The following is a 17,669-nucleotide window of genomic DNA, read 5'->3' as shown; positions in this document are numbered from 1 at the left end:
GCGGTTTCCCGCGAGCTCGCCCGGTTCCCTGCCGGCCGTGAACCTTACCCGGTCGGCTCCGCCTCGCCAAATCCGCCTCGCGGCGGATCCGGGGCACCGCCCGGTCACGGGCCGGTGAGTGCAACTCGCCGGCCCCGAAAGCTCGTTGCCGCGCCCGGCCTCCGGTTACTTCGCCCCGGTTCGTCCGTTCCGCGCTGGCAGAGAGAAAGTTACGCCCCCGGCGGATCGATCGTCAAATCCGCCGGGGGCGTCCCACGTCACGTGCTGGAACGTACGGCTAACCGCGTAGCTCGACCCCGGCGAACGACCGCTTGCCGCGACGCAGCACCAGGTACCGGCCGTGCAGCAGGTCGCCGGGGCCCACGGTGGCGTCCGTCTCGGTGATCCGGGTGTTGTTCACGTAGGCGCCGCCCTCGGCGATCACCCGACGCGCCTCCTTGAGGCTCTGCACCAGCCCGGAGTCCCGCAGCAGCCCGGCGACGTCGGGCAGCTCGTCGACGTGGACGAGGCCGGCCTCGGTCAGCGCGGCCCGCAGCGTCGCCGGCGCCAACCCGTCCAGCGAGCCCCGGCCGAAGAGCGCCTGGCTCGCGGCGACCGCCTGTGCCATCTCCCGCTCGCCGTGCACCAGCGTGGTCAGCTCCTCGGCGAGCGCACGCTGCGCCGCCCGGGCCGCCGGACGCTCGGCGGTCTCCTTCTCCAGCGCCTCCAGCTCCTCCCGGGAACGGAAGCTGAAGTAGCGCAGGTAGCGACTCACGTCCCGGTCGTCGACGTTGACCCAGAACTGGTAGAACGCGTATGGGCTGGTCATCTCGGGGTCGAGCCAGATGGCGCCGCCCTCGGTCTTGCCGAACTTCGTGCCGTCGGACTTCGTCACCAGCGGCGTGGTGAACGCCTGCACGGGCCCGGCACCGCGCCGGCGGACGTAGTCGACGCCGGCGGTGATGTTGCCCCACTGGTCCGAGCCGCCGAACTGGAGCCGGCAGCCGTGCCGGCGGTGCAGCTCGAAGAAGTCGTTCGCCTGGAGCAGCTGGTAGCTGAACTCGGTGAAGCTGATGCCGCTCTCCAGCCGCGCCTTCACCACCTCCCGGGCCAGCATCTTGTTGACCGGGAAGTGCTTGCCGACGTCGCGGAGGAACTCGACCACCGACATCTCGCCGGTCCAGTCCAGGTTGTTGACCAGGTGCGCCGCGTTCTCCCCCTCGTACGAGACGAAGGGGGCGAGCTGGTCGCGGATCCGCGCCACCCAGCCGGCCACCACCTCGGGCGGGTTGAGGCTCCGCTCGGCGCTCTCCTTCGGGTCGCCGATCTGGCCGGTCGCGCCGCCGACGAGCAGCAGCGGCCGGTGCCCGGCGAGTTGGAGCCGACGGGCCGTGGCGACCTGCATGAGGTGGCCGACGTGCAGGCTCGGCGCCGTCGGATCGAAGCCCACGTAGTAGGCGGCGGAGCCGCCGTCGAGCAGCGCACGCAGCTCGTCGAGGCCGGTGGAGTCCTGGATCAGGCCCCGCCACCGCAGGTCGTCGGTCAGGGAGTCCCGCCCGGGCGGCGGGGGGCTGCTGTCGGTCACGGTCACCGATTGTCCCCCATGACCGGGGACGGAACGTACCGGGTTTGCCGGGTGGCCGGCGGCGTAGGCTGGCGACGCCGTGATCAAGGAGGGGACGCCGTGGAGATGCCGGACCTGACGGGTGGCTTCGTCGCGCTGCTCGGCCTCAAGCTCGACGAGGTCGACGCCGACCGGGTGGTGATCCGTTGGCAGGTCCGCCCCGAGCTGCACCAGCCGTTCGGCATCCAACACGGCGGCGTGTACTGCTCGGTGGTCGAGACGGCCGCCAGCATCGGCGGGTCGCTGTGGCTCGGCGAGCGCGGGCGCGTCGTGGGCGTGTCGAACCAGACGGACTTCCTGCGGGCGGTCCGCGACGGCGAGCTGACCGCCGTGGGCACCCCCGTGCACCGGGGGCGCAGCCAGCAGCTCTGGCAGGTGGAGATCACCGACGCCGACGACCGGCTCGTGGCCCGGGGCCAGGTCCGGCTGCAGAACCTCTACCCGGCCTGACCCGCCGAGGGCCTGGCCTGACCCGCCGAGCGTCCGGCCTCACCCGCCGAGCGCCCGGCCTGACCGGTCGAGGCGCGGTGACGGCACCGCCGGCCGAGACGCGTGAGGACACGCGCACCCCGGCGGTGGTCCGCCGCAACGTGCTGGAGGACCCGGCCTGCCGCACGGCGGCAGCGGGGACGCGGTCAGCCCCGGGCCTCGTCCAGCACGGCCTCGGCCTCGTCGGGCGCCGGCTCGGCCCGCCGGCGCAGCCGGACCCCGACGATGGCGCGGTGGTCGATGCGGGTCACCTCCAGCTCCCAGCCGTCCACGACGACGCTCTCCCCCGCCACGGTGGGGATGTGGCCGAGGCAGGCGAGCAGGAGTCCCGCGATGGTGGTGTAGTCGCCGCCGGGACGGCTGGGCAACTCGACGCCCAGATCGACGAGGTCGTGCACGGGGAAGGTGCCGGGGAGCAGCAGGGCGCCGTCGGGCTCGGTGCGCACAGAGCGCACGTCCCGGTCGGTCTCGTCGTAGATCTCCCCGACGATCTCCTCGAGGATGTCCTCCAGGGTGACGATCCCGTCGACCGCGCCCCGCTCGTCGACCACCAGGGCGATGTGCTGGCGTTCGGCCTTGAACTGCCGCAGCGCGTCCACCACCGGCAGGGAGTCCGGCAGCAGCATCGGCGGGCGGGCGCACTCGTCGACCGGCCGGTCGTCGGGGACGCCGACGAGGTCACGCAGGTGGATCACGCCGACCGCGTCGTCGAGGCCGCCGTGCCGGACCACCGGCGCCCGGGAGTGGCCGGTGGCGGCCAGCAGCAGCCGCGCGGCCTCCGCCGTGGTGCCGCTGTCGAGCGTGAAGACCTGCAACCGGGGTACGAGGACCGCCCGCAGCTGCCGGTCGGCGATCTCGACGGCGCCGGCGATGATGGTCCGCTGCTCCTTGGTGAAGCCGTGGTTGCCGGCGACGATGTCCCGCAGCTCGTCGGGGCCGATCTCGTCGGGCTCGTGCTTCGGATTGAGCCCGACGAGGCGTACCACCAGGTCGCTGGTGGCGCCGAGGGCCCAGACGGCCGGCCGGGTCACGGAGGAGAGCAGGTCGAGTGGGCGGGCCACCAGCAGGGCCCACCGCTCGGCGGCCTGCATGGCGATCCGCTTCGGGGCCAGCTCGCCGAAGACCAGGGTGACGAAGGTCAGCACCAGGGTGACCGCCACGATCGCGACGGTCTCGGCGGCGCCGCCGAGCGCGCTGAGGAGCGGTACGAGGGGCTTGGCCAGCGACACCGCCGCCGCGGCGGAGGCCAGGAAGCCCGCGAGGGTGATCCCGATCTGGATGGTGGCCAGGAAGCGGTTCGGGTCCTTGGCGAGGCGGGCCAGCACCCGCCCGGCCCGGCTGGTGCGTTCCAGCCGCTGGATCTGGCTGTCCCGCAGCGAAACCAGGGCCATCTCGCTGCCCGCGAAGACCGCGTTGAGGACGACCAGGACGCCGACCAGGGCCAGTTGGGTCCAGATGCTCTGCACGCCCGGCTCTCCTCACGCGGGACAGGTGCCCGCCGGCACGACGGGCACCGCCGGCCGAAGGCCCCGGCCGGCGTAGGGCACTCTGTGCCCACCGGACCGGCCGGCGAATCCTCGCCCCGGGCGGGATGTGATCAGATCCGCCCGGCGACCGGTGGGGCGGGCAGGTCGAGGGCGTACGAGCGGCCCTCGGGGCGGAAGCCCAGCCGGTGGTAGTACGGGGCGACCATGCCGGGCGGGGTGATCACCCGGCGGAAGCCGCGGTCGGTGAAGAGGCTGCTGCGCCGGTAGACGAACTCGCCCGGGGTGAAGTCGCGGAACCGCCGGGTCACGTAGTCGAGGTCGACCTGCGCCACGCCGTCGGCCTCGGCGTGCGACAGCACCACGCCGACCACCTCGTCGGCGCGTACGACCAGGAACGCCGAGCGTTCGGCGGCGGTGCCGGGGGGCCAGCGGAAGCCGGGGTTGAACCGGGCGATGTCGGCGGCGTGCACACTCAGCGTGTGGGCCAGGAACTGGTCGTCGACGCCGACCTCGACCACCTGGTAGGTGGCCTCGTCGTGGCGGGTGGCGAGCATGCTCCGCAGGTACCAGACGTTGATCACGGCGAGTACGACGTTCAGCCCGACCATGGGCCAGACCTGCTCGGCGGCGTTGTAACCGATCAGGATCAGACAGCCGACCAGGTTCAGGGCACGCAGCCGGAGGATGCGCGTCTGCAGCAGCGACCAGACCAGCAGCGCGGAGCCGGTCCAGCCGATCAGTTCCAGCCAGTTCACCCCGCGAGAGTAGTGAACGCGCGGATGCGGTGACCCGGCGGGCGGCGGCGGGTCAGTCGCCGGCCAGCTCCAGCACCCATTCCTCCACCTCGGTGCCCCGGCCGTTGGCGTAGCCCCGGTCCTCGCCGATGACGACGAAGCCGCACTTGCGCAGCACGGCGAGCGAGGCGCGGTTGTCCTTGGCGGCGCGGGCGTGCACCGGCCGTTGGGGCAGCTCGCGCAGCAGCGCGGCGAGCGCCGCGGTGGCGTGGCCCCGGCCCCAGCGTCGCGGGTCGATCCAGTAGCTGACCTCGGTGCGCCCGTCGGCCGGGAACGCGACCACGTGGCCGACGACCTCGTCGCCGACGACCACGGTGCGCGGGACGTTGCGCTCGTCGGCGCGCACGCGGCGCCAGTGGGCGTCGAAGCGCTCCCGGTCGGCCGGGTCCTCCGGGCCGAAGGCGGCCATCCAGTTGGCCTCGACGTCCTGCTCGTGGGCGAAGAAGTGGGGCAGGTCGTCGTCGCGGACGGGGCGCAGGCGCAGCTCGGCGGTCACGGGCCCGAGGATAGGGCCGACCGCCGACAACCGGACCGCTGGCCGCCCGGCTGGCCGGGACGCCCGGTGGCCCGGGAGCGCTGCCGGATCCGCGTCCGCTGGCCGGGACGTCCGGTGGCGCTGCCGGATCCGCGTCGCACCCGCGCGCCGGCCGTGGGCGGCAGGGCCGTTGGTCCCGGGTCAGTCGGGCGGAACTCCCCTGGCCGGTGCCGTCCGACGGGACGAGGGTGGGATCGGGACGGTGCGCCGCGACGGCGCCGGCAGGGCGGAGGGCGATGTGGGACGGTGCGGAGAACGGCGGCCGCGGGGGCGTACCGGTGCCCGCTGACACGTCGACCAGGCCGGCGGCCGGGCTCAGCTCGGCGGAGGCCGCCGCGCGGCTGCGCGCGGACGGGCCGAACGCGGCGGTAGCGCCGGCCCGGCGCCGTCTGGGCGGGCGCGTCCTGCACCAGCTCAGCGACCCGCTGGTGGCGTTGCTGCTGGCCGCCGCCGTGGTCACCACCGTGCTGCGCGACTACCCGGACACCGCGGTGATCGTGCTGGTGGTGCTGGTGAACACCGCCATCGGCGTGGTCCAGGAGGTCCGCGCCGACCGGGCGATCGCCGCGTTGGACCAGCTCGCCGCGCCGACCGCCCGGGTCGTCCGGGACGGTCAGGACGTCGTCCTGCCCGCCGCCGACCTCGTCCGTGGTGACCTGGTGCGGGTCGAGGCCGGCGACGTGGTCCCGGCCGACCTGCTGCTCGCCGAGGCGGCCCGGCTGAGCGTCGACGAGTCGGCGCTGACCGGGGAGTCGGTGCCGGTGACCCGGGCCGTGGGCGAGGAGGCCAGCGCGGGGACCGTGGTCACCACCGGGCGGGCCACCGGCACGGTGGTACGCACGGGCGCCGCGAGCGCGCTCGGCCGGATCACTGCCCTGGTGGCGTCCACCCGGCCCGCCGCCACCCCGTTGCAGCGCCGCCTCGCCGCGCTCGGTCGGGTGCTCGGCTTCGCCGCGGTGGTGCTCTCGGGGCTGGTCTTCGTCATCGGCGTCGTCGGCGGGCGGCCGGTGGTCGACATGGCGGTCACCGCGGTGAGCCTCGTGGTGGCGGCCGTGCCCGAGTCGCTGCCGGCGGTCGTCACCCTCGCCCTCGCCCTCGGTGCCCGCCGGATGGCCGGGGCGCGGGCCATCCCCCGCCGGCTGCACGCGGTCGAGACGCTCGGCTCCGTCACCGTCATCGCCTCCGACAAGACGGGCACGCTCACCGAGGGCCGGATGGCGGTGCAGCACGCCGTCACCGCCGGCGGCTCCCGCTACGGCGTCACCGGCAGCGGTTACGCGCCGCAGGGCGCGGTGCACCTGCGGGGCGCGCCGGTGGCCGTACCGGACGACCTGCGCCGCCTGGCGCGCGCCGGGCTGCTCTGCAACGACGCGACCCTGGCCCCGCCGACCGACGAGCGGCCGGAGTGGGCCGCCGTCGGCGACCCGCTGGAGGCGGCCCTGGTCGCCTTCGCCGGCCGGTGCGGCCTCGACCCGGAGCTCACCCGGTCGGCGTGGCCGCGCGTCGCGGAGCACCCCTTCGACCAGGAGCTGCGCCGGATGACCACCGTGCACCGCTCCTGCGACCGGCGGTACCTGGTGGTGTGCAAGGGCGCGCCGGAGAACGTGCTGGCCGCGCCGCTTGTCGACGCCTCCGCCGAGGAGATCGCCGAGCTGACCGCCGTCGCGCACCGGCTGGCCGCCGAGGGGCTGCGGGTGCTGGCCGTCGCGTCCGCCGTGGTGGACGCCCCGCCGGCCGATCCCGCCCGCCCGGTCGGGCTGCGGCCCGTGGGGCTGGTCGCCGTCGGCGACCCGCTGCGCGCGGGCGCGGCCGACATCGCGGGCAGCTTCGACGACGCCGGGGTCCGGCTGGTGCTGGTCACGGGCGACCACCCGGCGACCGCCGCGGCGATCGGCGGCCAGCTGGGGCTGTGGCGCGAGGGCGACCCGGTGGTACGCGGGGACGACGGCGACCCGGCGCGGGCGCACCCGCAGGCGCGGGTGTTCGCGCGGACCCAGCCGGAGCAGAAGCTCGACATCATCGCCGGCCTCCAGTCGCGGGGGCACGTGGTGGCGATGACCGGCGACGGGGTGAACGACGCCCCCGCGCTGCGTCGCGCCGACATCGGGGTGGCGATGGGCGGCGGTACGGAGGTCGCCCGGCAGGCCGCCGATCTGGTGCTCGTCGACGACGACCTGTCCACGGTGGCCGCCGCGATCGGCGAGGGCCGCCGCATCTACGACAACATCCGGCGGTTCCTGCGCTACGCGCTCTCGGGCGGGGTCGCCGAGATCGCCGTGATGCTGCTCGGCCCGCTGTTCGGGCTGGCCGTACCGCTGCTGCCGGCGCAGATCCTCTGGGTGAACCTGCTCACCCACGGCGTGCCGGGAGTGGCGCTGGGCGCGGAGCCGGCGGAGCCCGGCACCCTGCGCCGGGCGCCGCGCTCCCCGTCGGAGTCGGTGCTCGGGGCCGGCCTGGGCCGCGACGTGCTGGTCACCGGCGGTCTGATCGCCGCCGTGGTGCTCGGTGCCGGCGTGCTCGCCGCGCACTGGGACCGGCCCTGGCAGTCGGTGGTCTTCGTGGTGCTCGGCCTGGCCCAGCTCGGGGTGGCGCTCGCGGTCCGCGCGCCACGACCGCGCGGCGCCCGGCACGGCAACCTGGCGCTGCCGGTCGCGGTGGCGGTCTCCGCGCTGCTCCAGGTCGCCGGGGTGCTGCTGCCGCCACTGCGGGAGCTGCTCGGCACGCAGCCGCTCGACGCGGCGGAGCTGCTGGCCTGCGCCGCCGTCAGCGTGCTGCCCGGGCTGGTGCTGCGGCTGGCCCGCCGCCCGGGTGGCGGCGACGGCCCGACGGACGCGCCCCTGCGGGACGGGGGCGCGCGCGGTCCGGACGCGGTGGCCGGTGTCGGTCGGACCGGGCGGCTCATGTCGGTGTCGGACGGCCCGGCCGGTGACCGCCAGCCTGCGATTCGGGACCAAGGTCCCGCTGGTCGGGACGACCGCCTCTGACGGGTAGCGTGCGGACGGAGCAGGCTGAAGGTGGACGAAGGAGGATTCGATGACCATCAACACCGGTGCCCCCGTCGTGGTGGGTGTGGACGGCTCGGCCGCCGCGCTCGACGCGGTCCGGGCGGCGGCGCGGGAGGCGGCGCAGCGGCAGCGTCCGCTGCGGGTCGTGCACGCCTTCATCTGGCCCCTGACGCGCGCCCCGCTCGGTGCCGCCGAGGGCGCGCCGGCCGGCGCCGGTCTGCGCAACCAGGCCGAGCGGTACGTCGCCGAGGCGATCGCCGAGGCCACCAAGACGGCCCCGGACGTGCCGGTGACCGGCGTGGTGGTCGACGGCGCGGCGACCCCCGTCCTGCTGGAGGAGTCCCGGGACGCCGCCCTGCTGGTGCTTGGCCACCGGGGCCTGGGCGGTTTCGCCGGGCTGCTGCTCGGCTCCGTCACCGTGCAGGTCTCCGCCCACGCGCAGGTCCCCGTCCTCGTGGTGCGCGGCGAACAGCGCGCCGACGGTCCGGTCGTGGTGGGCGTCGACGGTTCCGAGTGCTCTCTCGAGGCCGTCGCGTTCGCCTTCGAGGAGGCGAGCCGCCGGGGTGCCCCGCTGCTCGCCGTGCAGGCCTGGCTCTATCCCACGCCGGTCGGCCCGGGTGACGTCCTGCCCCTGGTGTACGACCTGGACGCCTACGCCGCGGACGAGGAACGCGCCCTCGCGGAGTCCGTCGCCGGCTTCGCCGAGCGCTACCCCGACGTGCCGGTGCAGCACCGGCTGGTCCGGGGCTCCCCGGGCGGCGTACTGGTGGAGGAGTCGAAGAGGGCCCAGCTGGTGGTCGTGGGGGCGCGCGGCCGGGGCGCGCTGGGCGGGCTGCTGCTCGGCTCGGTCAGCCACGCGGTTTTGCACCACGCGCACTGCCCGCTGGTGATCGTGCGGCACCCGAAGCGGGCCGACGCGTCCTGATCCGGTCACCGCACCACGACGCCGTCGCGTCGGCCGCTCCCCCGGCCGGCGCGACGGCGTCGACGCAAATGCCGGCGGGTCGGCGGTGCCCCGTCGACAATGGCCTGATCGATCTCTGGGAGGGCTCATGAACCGACCCGTGGTGGTGGGTGTGGACGGATCACCGGCGAGCCTGTTGGCGGCGGAGCACGCCGCCCGGGCCGCCGTGCTGCGGTCCCGCCCCCTGCACCTGGTGCACGGCTACCTGCATCCGCTCGGTTACGGCGTGCCGGTCAACCCGTACGACCTGGGGTTGCCGGCGCCGACCGAGGAAGCGCAGAAGATGTTGGAGACGACGGCCGCCGACCTCGCCGAGCGCTGCCCGGGGCTGACCGTCGAGATACGCCAGGTGGCGGGCGGGCCGGGTGCGACGCTGGTGGAGGAGTCCCGGCGGGCCGAGCTGGTGGTGGTGGGCAGCCGGGGGCTGGGCGGCTTCGCCGGGCTGCTGCTCGGCTCGGTCGGCACGCAGGTGGCCGCCCACGCGCACTGCCCGGTGCTGGTGGTGCGCCCCGCCGAGGAGCCGATCCCCGTCGCCGGGCCGGTGCTGGTCGGGGTGGACGGGTCGGAGCCCGCCGAGCTGGCGGTCGGGTACGCGGCCGACGAGGCGGCCCGCCGGGGCGACGGGCTGGTGCTGGTGCACGTCGAGCCCCCGGACCGCGAGCCGGCGGACGAGGCGACGGAGACGCGGGCCGCCGAGCTGCTGGCCACCGCCGCGGCGGCCGTCCGGGGCAGCCACCCGGGGCTGGCCGTGGAGGGGCGGGTGCTCCGGGCGCCGAAGGCGGAGCAGGCACTCGTCGAGGCCAGCGGGGACGCGGCGCTGGTGGTGGTCGGCTCCCGGGGCCGGGGCGGGTTCGCCGGGCTGCTGCTCGGCTCGGTCAGCCAGGCCCTCGTGCAGCACGCGCACTGCCCGGTGCTGGTGGCCCGCCCGTACGGTCACGCCCGCTGACGTGCCCCGACCCGCCGGCCCCGGGCGGGGTCGGCGGGTCGGCGGCGATCAGTGGTCCCGGCCGCCGAGCAGCTCGTCGAAGCTGGTGGTGAGGGCGAACGGGTCGGCGGGGCCGGTGGACGCCGGCCGCCGGTGGACCTGATCGGCCAGCTCGCCGCCAGCGCGGGCGATCCGCGCCCGCAGCGCGCCGTCGGCGGACCCGGCGGACCAGTCCTCCGGAGCGGCGAAGACCGCGGTGGGAACCACGACGGACCGCAGGTGGGCGAACATCGGACGCAGGGCGTGCTCCAGCGCCAGCGAGTGCCGGGCCGTTCCGCCGGTGGCGCCGACCAGCACCGGCCGGTCCGCGAGCGCGCCGGGCCCGACCAGGTCGAAGAACGACTTGAACAGCCCGTTGTACGAGGCGTGGAAGATCGGCGTGACGGCGATCAGCCCGTCCGCGCCGGTGACCGTGTCGAGCACCTCCCGCAGCGCGGGTGACGGGAAGCCGGTCAGCAGGTGGTTGACGATGTCGTGGGCGTGCTCCCGCAGCTCGACGGGGCGCACGTCGACGTCGTCGCCGCGCCGGGCCAGCTCGTCGCGGGTGGCCGCGGCGAGCTGGTCGGCGAGCAGTCGGGTCGACGAGGGCTGCCCCAGCCCGGCCGACACCACGGCGAGGGCGCGGCGGGTCATCGGCCCGCTCCCGTCCCGGCGCGATCCGCGGCGTCGCCGCTGGTGGCGGCGTCCCGCAGGGACGCGTGGGTGGGCGCGGCCGGCACGTGCGCCGGGCGCAGCGACTCGAACTCCTTGCGCAGCACGGGAACGACCTCCTCCCCGAGCAGGTCGAGCTGCTCCAGCACGGTCTTCAGGGGCAGGCCGGCGTGGTCCATGAGGAACAGCTGGCGCTGGTAGTCGCCGACGTAGTCGCGGAAGCCCAGCGTGCGGTCGATGACCTGCTGCGGACTGCCGACGGTCAGCGGGGTCTGCGCGGTGAACTCCTCCAGCGACGGGCCGTGCCCGTAGACGGGCGCGTTGTCGAAGTACGGCCGGAACTCCCGTACCGCGTCCTGCGAGTTGCGCCGCATGAACACCTGCCCGCCGAGGCCCACGATGGCCTGGTCGGCGGAGCCGTGGCCGTAGTGGGCGTAGCGCTGGCGGTAGAGCCCGACCATCCGCTGGGTGTGCTCCTTCGGCCAGAAGATGTGGTTGGCGAAGAAGCCGTCGCCGTAGTAGGCGGCCTGCTCGGCGATCTCGGGGCTGCGGATCGAGCCGTGCCAGACGAACGGCGGCACGCCGTCGAGCGGGCGCGGCGTCGACGTGAACGACTGCAACGGGGTGCGGAAGCGACCCTTCCAGTCGACCACGTCCTCGCGCCAGAGCCGGTGCAGCAGGTCGTAGTTCTCGATGGCGAGGGGGATGCCGTTGCGGATGTCCTGGCCGAACCACGGGTAGACCGGCCCGGTGTTGCCGCGCCCCATCATCAGGTCCACCCGCCCGTCGGCGAGGTGCTGGAGCATCGCGTAGTCCTCGGCGATCTTCACCGGGTCGTTGGTGGTGATCAGCGTGGTGGAGGTGGAGAGCAGCAGGCGCTCGGTGCGGGCGGCGATGAAGCCCAGCATGGTGGTGGGCGACGACGGCACGAACGGCGGGTTGTGGTGCTCGCCGGTGGCGAAGACGTCGAGGCCGACCTCCTCGGCCTTGAGCGCGATGGCGACCATGGCCTTGATCCGCTCATGCTCGGTCGGCTCGCGACCGGTGGTCGGGTCGACCGTGACGTCACCGACGGTGAAGACTCCGAACTGCATGACCAGCTCCTCGCGTTGTCCCTGACCGGGGCCGCTGCGGCTCCCGGACGCACCGCACAACATGCTTGACGAGTCAACTATTCCGCCGCCGGAGGCACCGCCGGTGGCCGCCGTCACGCGTCCCACGCCCTGCGCGCCGATCGCGCGGCGGGCACTCCCGGGCAGGTCAGCGGCTACGCGGCACGTGCCGGCGGTAGGCGCTGACCGTCGGGTCGCCGGCGATCCAGAACCGCCACGGCACGTCGTGGGCGCCGGTGACGCCGACGCGGGGCCCGGCGGCGACCGCCTCGTCGGGCACCGGCACGTCGGCCGGGCGCAGCCGGACGGGTCCGTCGCCGAGCAGCCAGCGGCCGTAGGCGCTCTTGTCGATGCCCAGGGCCGCGCAGAGCCGGGCGGGCCCGCGCGCGAGATCGACGTCCCGGCGTACGGCGGTGCGCCGGGCCCTGGCCGCCTCGACGCCGTCGACAACCTCGCCGGCGCGCAGCAGCACCGCCGAGGCCTCCCCCTCGACGCCCGTGACGACGTTCATGCACCAGTGCATGCCGTATGTGAAGTAGACGTAGGCGTGCCCCGCCGGCCCGAACATGACGGCGTTGCGCGGGGTGCGACCGCGGTGCGCGTGCGACGCCGGGTCGCCGGCCGTCCCGGCGTACGCCTCGACCTCGGTGATCCGGACGGTCACGCCGCCGGCGGTCAGCCGGCAGCCGAGCAGGCCCCGGGCGGCCGGCACCACCGGGCCGGCGAGCAGGTCGGCCAGCCCCGCGAGGTCGACGGGCCGGGAGTCGGAGTACGCCACCACGGCACCGACCCTATCCGCCGACGCCGCCCGACGCCGGGCGCTTATCAACAATTCGTTGACAACATCACGTTGACGTGATGGGGTGCTCGCATGACCGACTCCTTCACCGCCCCCGACGCCGGCGCGTCCCGGGCCCACCGGACCTACGCGGCGCTGCACCGGATCGCCGAGCGGCACGCCGGCACCGAGGCTCAACGCCGCCGGCACACCAACCCCTACCTGCCGGACACCTACGAGGCGGTCGCGCTCGTCACCGCCCTGGCCGCTGGCGGGGCCGAGGCCGAGCCCGACGAGGAACCCGTCGACGAGGCGGACCTCGTCGCGGCGCTCACCCTCGTCCCGCACCTGCGCGCCGAGGTCGACACGATGGAGGCGGGGCTGCTGACGCTGGCCCGCAGCCGCGGACTGACCTGGCAGCAGATCGCGTACGGGCTCGGGCTGGGCAGCGCGCAGGCCGCCAAGCAGCGCTTCGAACGGCTCTCCGCCCGCACCGCCACCACCGGGTGACGCCGCCGATGGACGAGACTGGGCACGGGATCGGTGTCGAGGAGGACGCGATGACGCGCGAGGAGATGCTGGCGTACTGCCTGGGGAAGCCGGGAGCCTGGCTCGACCGGCCGTGGGAGGGCGACGAGGTGGTGAAGGTCGGCAGCCGGATCTTCGCCTTCCTCGGCTCCGCCGGTGGCGACCAGCCGACCGTCGGGGTGAAGTGCGGCCCGAGCCGGGACGTGGCCGACGAGTGGCTGCACCGGCACCCGGGCGACGCGCGGCCGTCGCCGTACATCGGGCGCGCCGGCTGGAACACGCTGCGCCTGGCCGGCGGGATCGACGAGGAGGAGCTGATCGAGGCGGTCGACGCCTCGTACGACGCGGTGGTGGCGAAGCTGCCGAAGCGGGAGCGCCCGGCGGGCTGAACCCCGCGCGACGCCGGTGGCGCCGCGCGGGGTCGGCGACTCAGCGGGGCACGACCCGCTCGGCGGCCCACTCCCGCCAGCCGGCGAGCTTGTCGGCGGCGGCGGCGAGCTGGTCGGCGACCGGCCCGGGACCGGTCGAGCCGGGCGTGGTCCGGGCGGCGAGCGCCGAGCGGACCGAGAGCACGTCGCGCACCGACGGGTCGAGGTGCTCGCTGACCGCCGCGAGGTCGTCGTCGCTGACCTCGTCGAGGGCGCAGTCCCGCGCCACGCAGAGCGCCACCAGCCTCCCGGTGATCTCGTGCGCGTCGCGGAACGGCACGTTCCGACGCACCAGCCAGTCCGCGACCTCGGTGGCGAGGGAGAACCCGACCGGCGCGGCGGCCACGAGCCGGTCGGCGCGTACCGTCATCGTGGAGATCATGCCGGCGAGGGCCGGCAGCAGCAGCTCCAGGGTGTCGACCGCGTCGAAGGCCGGCTCCTTGTCCTCCTGCATGTCCCGGTCGTAGCTCATCGGCAGGCCCTTGAGCATGGTGAGCACGCTCATCAGCCCGCCGACCAGCCGGCCGGACTTGCCCCGGGCCAGCTCGGCGATGTCCGCGTTCTTCTTCTGCGGCATGATCGACGAACCGGTGGCGAACGCGTCGTCCAGCTCCACCCAGCCGAACTCCTGCGACGTCCAGAGCACCACCTCCTCGCCGAGGCGGGACAGGTGCACCCCGATCATCGCGGTGACGAACAGGAACTCGGCGACGAAGTCCCGGTCGGCGACCGCGTCCATCGAGTTGGCGAAGGACGTGCGGAAGCCCAGCTCCTTGGAGACGGCCACCGGGTCCAGCGGCAGGCCGGAACCGGCGAGCGCGCCCGCGCCGAGCGGGCTGACCGCCGTGCGGTGGTCCCAGTCGCTCAGCCGCTCCAGGTCGCGCAGCAGCGGCTGCACGTGGGCCAGCAGCCAGTGCCCGAACGTGACCGGCTGGGCGTGCTGCAGGTGCGTCATGCCGGGTGCGGCGGTCTCCACGTGCCGCTCGGCCTGCTCGACCAGGGCCTCGGCCAGCTCGACCAGCCGGCCGGCCACGCCCCGGGCGTGGTCGCGCAGGTAGAGCCGCAGGTCGGTGGCGACCTGGTCGTTGCGGGACCGGCCGGCACGCAGCTTGCCGCCGAGGCTGCCGAGCCTCTCCAGCAGGCCGCGCTCCAGGGCGGTGTGCACGTCCTCGTCGTCGACCGTGGGACGGAACTGCCCGGAGGCGCAGGCGGCCTCCAGGTCGTCCAGGGCGGCGAGGATGCGGCCCAGTTCGTCCGGGTCGAGCAGGCCGGCGCCCGCGAGCACCCGGGCGTGCGCCCGGGAGGCCGCGATGTCGTACGGGGCCAGCCGCCAGTCGAACTGCACGCTCACCGACAGGCGGGCCAGGGCCTCGGCGGGGCCGCCGGCGAATCGGCCGCCCCACAGGCTCGTGCGGTTGGTGGCGGCGCTGTTCTCGGTCAGGCTCTTGTCGTCCACGGCGCCCATTCTGGTGGTCATGGTCAGCAGCCGCCCAACCGGGCGTCCCGTGCGGCGGCCATCTCGCTGGGCAGGCCCCAGAGCCGCACGAAGCCCTTCGCCAGGGACTGGTCGAAGGTGTCGCCGGTGTCGTAGGTGGCCATGCCGAAGTCGTAGAGGCTGGCCTCGGAGCGGCGCCCGGTGACGGTGGCCCGGCCGCCGTGCAGGGTCAGCCGCACCTCGCCGGTGACGTGCCGCTGCGCGTCGTCGATGAACGCGTCCAGCGCGCGCTTCAGCGGCGAGAACCAGAGGCCGTCGTAGACCAGCTCCCCCCAGCGCTGGTCGACGCCGCGCTTGAACCGGGCCAGGTCGCGCTCCACGGTCACCGCCTCCAGCTCCTGGTGGGCGGTGATCAGCGCGATCGCGCCCGGCGCCTCGTACACCTCGCGGCTCTTGATGCCGACCAGGCGGTCCTCGACCATGTCGAGCCGGCCGACGCCCTGCGCGCCCGCGCGCCGGTTGAGCTCCCGGATCGCCTGGTACGGGGTGACGGTCTCGCCGTCGATCGCCACCGGAACGCCGGCGTCGAAGGTGATCACGACCTCGTCGGCGTCGCGCTCCTGCGCCGGGTCGCAGGTGTACGAGTAGAGGTCCTCGATCGGCGCGTTCCAGATGTCCTCCAGGAAGCCCGTCTCGACGGCGCGGCCCCACAGGTTCTGGTCGACGGAGTACGGGGACTTCGCCGACACGTCGATCGGCAGCCCCTTCTCCTCGGCGAAGGCGATCGCCTTGTCCCGCGTCCAGGCGAAGTCCCGGGCCGGCGCGACGATCCTCAGGTCGGGGGCGAGCGCGCCGAGGCCGACCTCGAAGCGGACCTGGTCGTTGCCCTTGCCGGTGCAGCCGTGCGACACGATGGTGCCGCCGTGCTTGCGGGCCGCGGCCACCAGGTGCTTGACGATCAGCGGCCGGGACAGCGCGGAGACCAGCGGGTAGCGGTCCATGTAGAGCGCGTTCGCGCGGATGGCCGGCAGGCAGTACCCGGCGGCGAACTCGTCGCGCGCGTCGATGACCTCCGACTCCACGGCGCCGCAGTCCAGGGCGCGCTGCCGGATGGCGTCGAGGTCCTCGCCGCCCTGCCCGACGTCCACCGCCACGGCGATCACCTCGGCGCCGGTCTCCTCGGCCAGGTACGGGATGGCGACGGAGGTGTCGAGCCCTCCGGAGTAGGCGAGCACGACCCGCTCGGTCATGGTGTGGTGTTCCCTTCGACGTTCTCTTCGCGGCGGGCCCAGCCGGCGAGCTTGTCGCCGAGCGCGGCCCCGCCGACGGCCTCGCGGGCCACGACGAGGATGGTGTCGTCGCCGGCGATGGTGCCGACGACCTCGGGCAGGCCCGCCCGGTCCAACGCGCTGGCCAGGTAGTGGGCTGCGCCCGGCGGGGTACGCAGTACGGCGATGTTGCCGCTGGCGTCGACCCCGTTGAGCAGCTCGCGCAGCAGCCGGACCAGCCGGGCCGGTGCCGCCTCGGCGTCGCGCAGCGGCCGGTGGCCGTCCTCGGGGATCAGGTAGACGGCCCGCCCGTCGCCGCCGCGCGCGGTGACCGCGCCCAACTCCTTGAGGTCCCGGGAGAGGGTGGCCTGGGTGACCTGGATGCCGTCGCCGGAGAGCAGGTCGGCCAGCTCGGTCTGCGAGTGGATCGCCTTGTCGCGGATCAGCTCGACGATGCGGGCGTGCCGGGCGGCACGGGTCAGCGGGGCGGTCATGGTGTCTCCCTGGTCGCGGCGACGCCCGGCGCCGCCGCGTCCGGGGCGACGGGCGCGGCCCCAAGGAGGAACGTCAGCAGCGCCTTCTGGGCGTGCAGCCGATTCTCCGCCTGGTCGAACACGACGCTCTGCGGGCCGTCGAGCACCTCGTCGGTGATCTCCTCGCCCCGGTGCGCGGGCAGGCAGTGCAGCACGACGGCGCCGGGCGCGGCCTGCCTGAGCAGCGCGGCGTTGACCTGGTACGGCAGGAACGGGGTGATCCGGTCCAGCCCGTCGTCCTCCTGCCCCATCGAGGTCCAGGTGTCCGTGGCGACCACGTCGGCGCCGGCCACCGCCGCCACCGGATCGGTCAGCGCCTGCACCGAACCCCCGGTGCCGGCGGCGATCTTCGCGGCCCGGGCGACCACCTCCGGGTCGGGGCCGAAGCCCGCCGGCCCGGCGACCCGGACGTGCATGCCGGCGGTCGCCCCGGCCAGCAGGTACGAGTGGGCGAGGTTGTTCGCCGCGTCGCCGACGTACGCCAGCGTCCGCCCGGCGGTGCCGCCGCAGTGCTCGCGGACGGTGAGCAGGTCGGCCAGGAGCTGGCAGGGATGGAAGCCGTCGGTGAGCGCGTTGACCACCGGCACGCTGGCGCCGTCGGCCACCTCGGCGATCCGGTCGTCGCCGTGGGTACGCAGCACGATCGCCGCGACGTAACGGGACAGCACCCGGCCGGCGTCGGCCAGGGTCTCGCCCCGCCCGAAGTGGGTGACCTGCGTGTCCACCACGAGGGGGTGCCCACCCAGCTCGGCGATGCCGACGTCGAACGAGAACCGGGTACGCAGGCTCTGCTTGTCGAACAGCACCGCCACCGACCGGGGCCCGGCCAGCGGCCGGTGACCGAACCGGTCGGCCTTCATCCGCGCCGCCAGATCGAGCACGGCCGACTGCTCGGCGGGGCTCAGGTCGTCGTCCCGCAGGAAGTGCCGGATCACGCCCCCGCCTCCGTCGCGCTCGGCATCGCCCCGCCGCCGCCGGACGGCCTGGGCGCGGTGGGCGGCGTGGACACGGTGGGCGGCGTCAACGCGGCCGGCGCGGTGGTTGGCGTGGGCGCGGTGGTTGGCGTGGGCGCGG

Annotated in this window: 17 protein-coding genes; 6 read left to right on the top strand and 11 right to left on the bottom strand. The window is 74.9% G+C overall.

Going from position 1 to position 17,669, the window contains the following annotated elements; all coding sequences use genetic code 11:
* Positions 1-277: 277 nt before the first annotated feature.
* Positions 278-1,564: a tyrosine--tRNA ligase gene (gene tyrS / locus AC0OO9_RS25850; protein WP_484513005.1), complete on the bottom strand. Its 1,287-nt coding sequence runs from the start codon at positions 1,562-1,564 to the stop codon at positions 278-280.
* Between the two features lie 105 nt (positions 1,565-1,669).
* On the opposite strand from tyrS, the gene AC0OO9_RS25845 reads away from it, so the two are divergent.
* Positions 1,670-2,053, top strand: coding sequence for a PaaI family thioesterase (locus AC0OO9_RS25845; protein ID WP_484518048.1), 384 nt, complete (start codon positions 1,670-1,672; stop codon positions 2,051-2,053).
* A 185-nt stretch (positions 2,054-2,238) separates the two neighbouring features.
* On the opposite strand, the gene AC0OO9_RS25840 is transcribed toward AC0OO9_RS25845, so the two are convergent.
* The 3 genes from AC0OO9_RS25840 to AC0OO9_RS25830 all read right to left on the bottom strand — a co-directional run bounded on the left by AC0OO9_RS25840 (position 2,239) and on the right by AC0OO9_RS25830 (position 4,869).
* The gene (locus AC0OO9_RS25840; RefSeq protein WP_421458314.1) at positions 2,239-3,558 is read right to left on the bottom strand and encodes a hemolysin family protein; all 1,320 of its coding nucleotides are present in this window, start codon (positions 3,556-3,558) and stop codon (positions 2,239-2,241) included.
* A gap of 131 nt (positions 3,559-3,689) precedes the next feature.
* Entirely contained in the window at positions 3,690-4,334 is a 645-nt protein-coding gene (locus AC0OO9_RS25835) for a hypothetical protein (RefSeq protein WP_484513003.1), read from the bottom strand.
* A 52-nt stretch (positions 4,335-4,386) separates the two neighbouring features.
* Complete coding sequence (locus AC0OO9_RS25830) at positions 4,387-4,869, bottom strand: GNAT family N-acetyltransferase (RefSeq protein ID WP_311414705.1); 483 nt, start codon at positions 4,867-4,869, stop codon at positions 4,387-4,389.
* Between the two features lie 275 nt (positions 4,870-5,144).
* Here AC0OO9_RS25830 and AC0OO9_RS25825 point away from each other — a divergent pair, with 275 nt between their 5' ends.
* From AC0OO9_RS25825 to AC0OO9_RS25815, 3 genes are all read left to right on the top strand, one after another.
* The gene (locus AC0OO9_RS25825; RefSeq protein ID WP_484513000.1) at positions 5,145-7,892 is read left to right on the top strand and encodes a cation-translocating P-type ATPase; all 2,748 of its coding nucleotides are present in this window, start codon (positions 5,145-5,147) and stop codon (positions 7,890-7,892) included.
* 49 nt (positions 7,893-7,941) lie between these two features.
* Positions 7,942-8,838: a universal stress protein gene (locus AC0OO9_RS25820; protein WP_484512998.1), complete on the top strand. Its 897-nt coding sequence runs from the start codon at positions 7,942-7,944 to the stop codon at positions 8,836-8,838.
* Positions 8,839-8,965: 127 nt separating this feature from the next.
* Positions 8,966-9,823, top strand: coding sequence for a universal stress protein (locus AC0OO9_RS25815; RefSeq protein WP_484512996.1), 858 nt, complete (start codon positions 8,966-8,968; stop codon positions 9,821-9,823).
* A gap of 48 nt (positions 9,824-9,871) precedes the next feature.
* Here the strand turns inward: AC0OO9_RS25815 and AC0OO9_RS25810 are convergent, their stop codons facing one another.
* The 3 genes from AC0OO9_RS25810 to AC0OO9_RS25800 form a co-directional block, all read right to left on the bottom strand.
* Positions 9,872-10,495, bottom strand: coding sequence for an FMN reductase (locus AC0OO9_RS25810; RefSeq protein ID WP_484512994.1), 624 nt, complete (start codon positions 10,493-10,495; stop codon positions 9,872-9,874).
* On the bottom strand, positions 10,492-11,607 hold the full coding sequence (locus AC0OO9_RS25805; protein WP_484512993.1) for an LLM class flavin-dependent oxidoreductase: 1,116 nt from the start codon (positions 11,605-11,607) through the stop codon (positions 10,492-10,494). The genes AC0OO9_RS25810 and AC0OO9_RS25805 overlap by 4 nt, the downstream gene beginning before the upstream one ends.
* Before the next feature lie 166 nt (positions 11,608-11,773).
* Positions 11,774-12,403 carry a DNA-3-methyladenine glycosylase gene (locus AC0OO9_RS25800; protein WP_484518047.1) on the bottom strand — a complete coding sequence of 210 codons (630 nt, stop codon included), beginning with the start codon at positions 12,401-12,403 and terminating at the stop codon, positions 11,774-11,776.
* 93 nt (positions 12,404-12,496) lie between these two features.
* Between AC0OO9_RS25800 and AC0OO9_RS25795 the strand changes: the two genes are divergently transcribed.
* Entirely contained in the window at positions 12,497-12,913 is a 417-nt protein-coding gene (locus AC0OO9_RS25795; RefSeq protein ID WP_484512991.1) for a DNA-binding protein, read from the top strand.
* 50 nt (positions 12,914-12,963) lie between these two features.
* Positions 12,964-13,320, top strand: a complete 357-nt coding sequence (locus tag AC0OO9_RS25790) for an MmcQ/YjbR family DNA-binding protein (protein WP_132240196.1) — start codon at positions 12,964-12,966, stop codon at positions 13,318-13,320.
* A gap of 40 nt (positions 13,321-13,360) precedes the next feature.
* On the opposite strand, the gene argH is transcribed toward AC0OO9_RS25790, so the two are convergent.
* The 4 genes from argH to argF are packed head-to-tail and all read right to left on the bottom strand — an operon-like array spanning position 13,361 to position 17,530.
* Complete coding sequence (gene argH / locus AC0OO9_RS25785; RefSeq protein WP_484518046.1) at positions 13,361-14,824, bottom strand: argininosuccinate lyase; 1,464 nt, start codon at positions 14,822-14,824, stop codon at positions 13,361-13,363.
* Positions 14,825-14,838: 14 nt separating this feature from the next.
* Positions 14,839-16,044, bottom strand: a complete 1,206-nt coding sequence (locus AC0OO9_RS25780; protein ID WP_484512989.1) for an argininosuccinate synthase — start codon at positions 16,042-16,044, stop codon at positions 14,839-14,841.
* A complete protein-coding gene (locus AC0OO9_RS25775; RefSeq protein WP_311414714.1) occupies positions 16,041-16,556 on the bottom strand; it encodes an arginine repressor in 516 nt (171 codons plus the stop codon). The genes AC0OO9_RS25780 and AC0OO9_RS25775 overlap by 4 nt, the downstream gene beginning before the upstream one ends.
* Positions 16,553-17,530, bottom strand: a complete 978-nt coding sequence (gene argF, locus AC0OO9_RS25770) for an ornithine carbamoyltransferase (RefSeq protein ID WP_484512987.1) — start codon at positions 17,528-17,530, stop codon at positions 16,553-16,555. Before argF ends, AC0OO9_RS25775 begins: the two co-directional genes overlap by 4 nt.
* Positions 17,531-17,669 lie beyond the last annotated feature (139 nt).

This window comes from Micromonospora sp. USAFONa4, assembly GCF_057197825.1.
Note: the sequence above shows the minus strand (reverse complement) of the source record. Positions and strands in the feature narration are given on the sequence as shown.

Bases quoted from the DNA above. Each gene is read 5' to 3' on its own strand.
- AC0OO9_RS25775 (WP_311414714.1), bottom strand. From the start codon at position 16,556: ATGACCGCCCCGCTGACCCGTGCCGCCCGGCACGCCCGCATCGTCGAG.
- argH (WP_484518046.1), bottom strand. From the start codon at position 14,824: ATGGGCGCCGTGGACGACAAGAGCCTGACCGAGAACAGCGCCGCCACC.
- AC0OO9_RS25780 (WP_484512989.1), bottom strand. From the start codon at position 16,044: ATGACCGAGCGGGTCGTGCTCGCCTACTCCGGAGGGCTCGACACCTCC.
- AC0OO9_RS25820 (WP_484512998.1), top strand. From the start codon at position 7,942: ATGACCATCAACACCGGTGCCCCCGTCGTGGTGGGTGTGGACGGCTCG.
- AC0OO9_RS25845 (WP_484518048.1), top strand. From the start codon at position 1,670: ATGCCGGACCTGACGGGTGGCTTCGTCGCGCTGCTCGGCCTCAAGCTC.
- AC0OO9_RS25815 (WP_484512996.1), top strand. From the start codon at position 8,966: ATGAACCGACCCGTGGTGGTGGGTGTGGACGGATCACCGGCGAGCCTG.
- AC0OO9_RS25790 (WP_132240196.1), top strand. From the start codon at position 12,964: ATGACGCGCGAGGAGATGCTGGCGTACTGCCTGGGGAAGCCGGGAGCC.
- AC0OO9_RS25795 (WP_484512991.1), top strand. From the start codon at position 12,497: ATGACCGACTCCTTCACCGCCCCCGACGCCGGCGCGTCCCGGGCCCAC.
- AC0OO9_RS25825 (WP_484513000.1), top strand. From the start codon at position 5,145: ATGTGGGACGGTGCGGAGAACGGCGGCCGCGGGGGCGTACCGGTGCCC.
- AC0OO9_RS25810 (WP_484512994.1), bottom strand. From the start codon at position 10,495: ATGACCCGCCGCGCCCTCGCCGTGGTGTCGGCCGGGCTGGGGCAGCCC.
- AC0OO9_RS25805 (WP_484512993.1), bottom strand. From the start codon at position 11,607: ATGCAGTTCGGAGTCTTCACCGTCGGTGACGTCACGGTCGACCCGACC.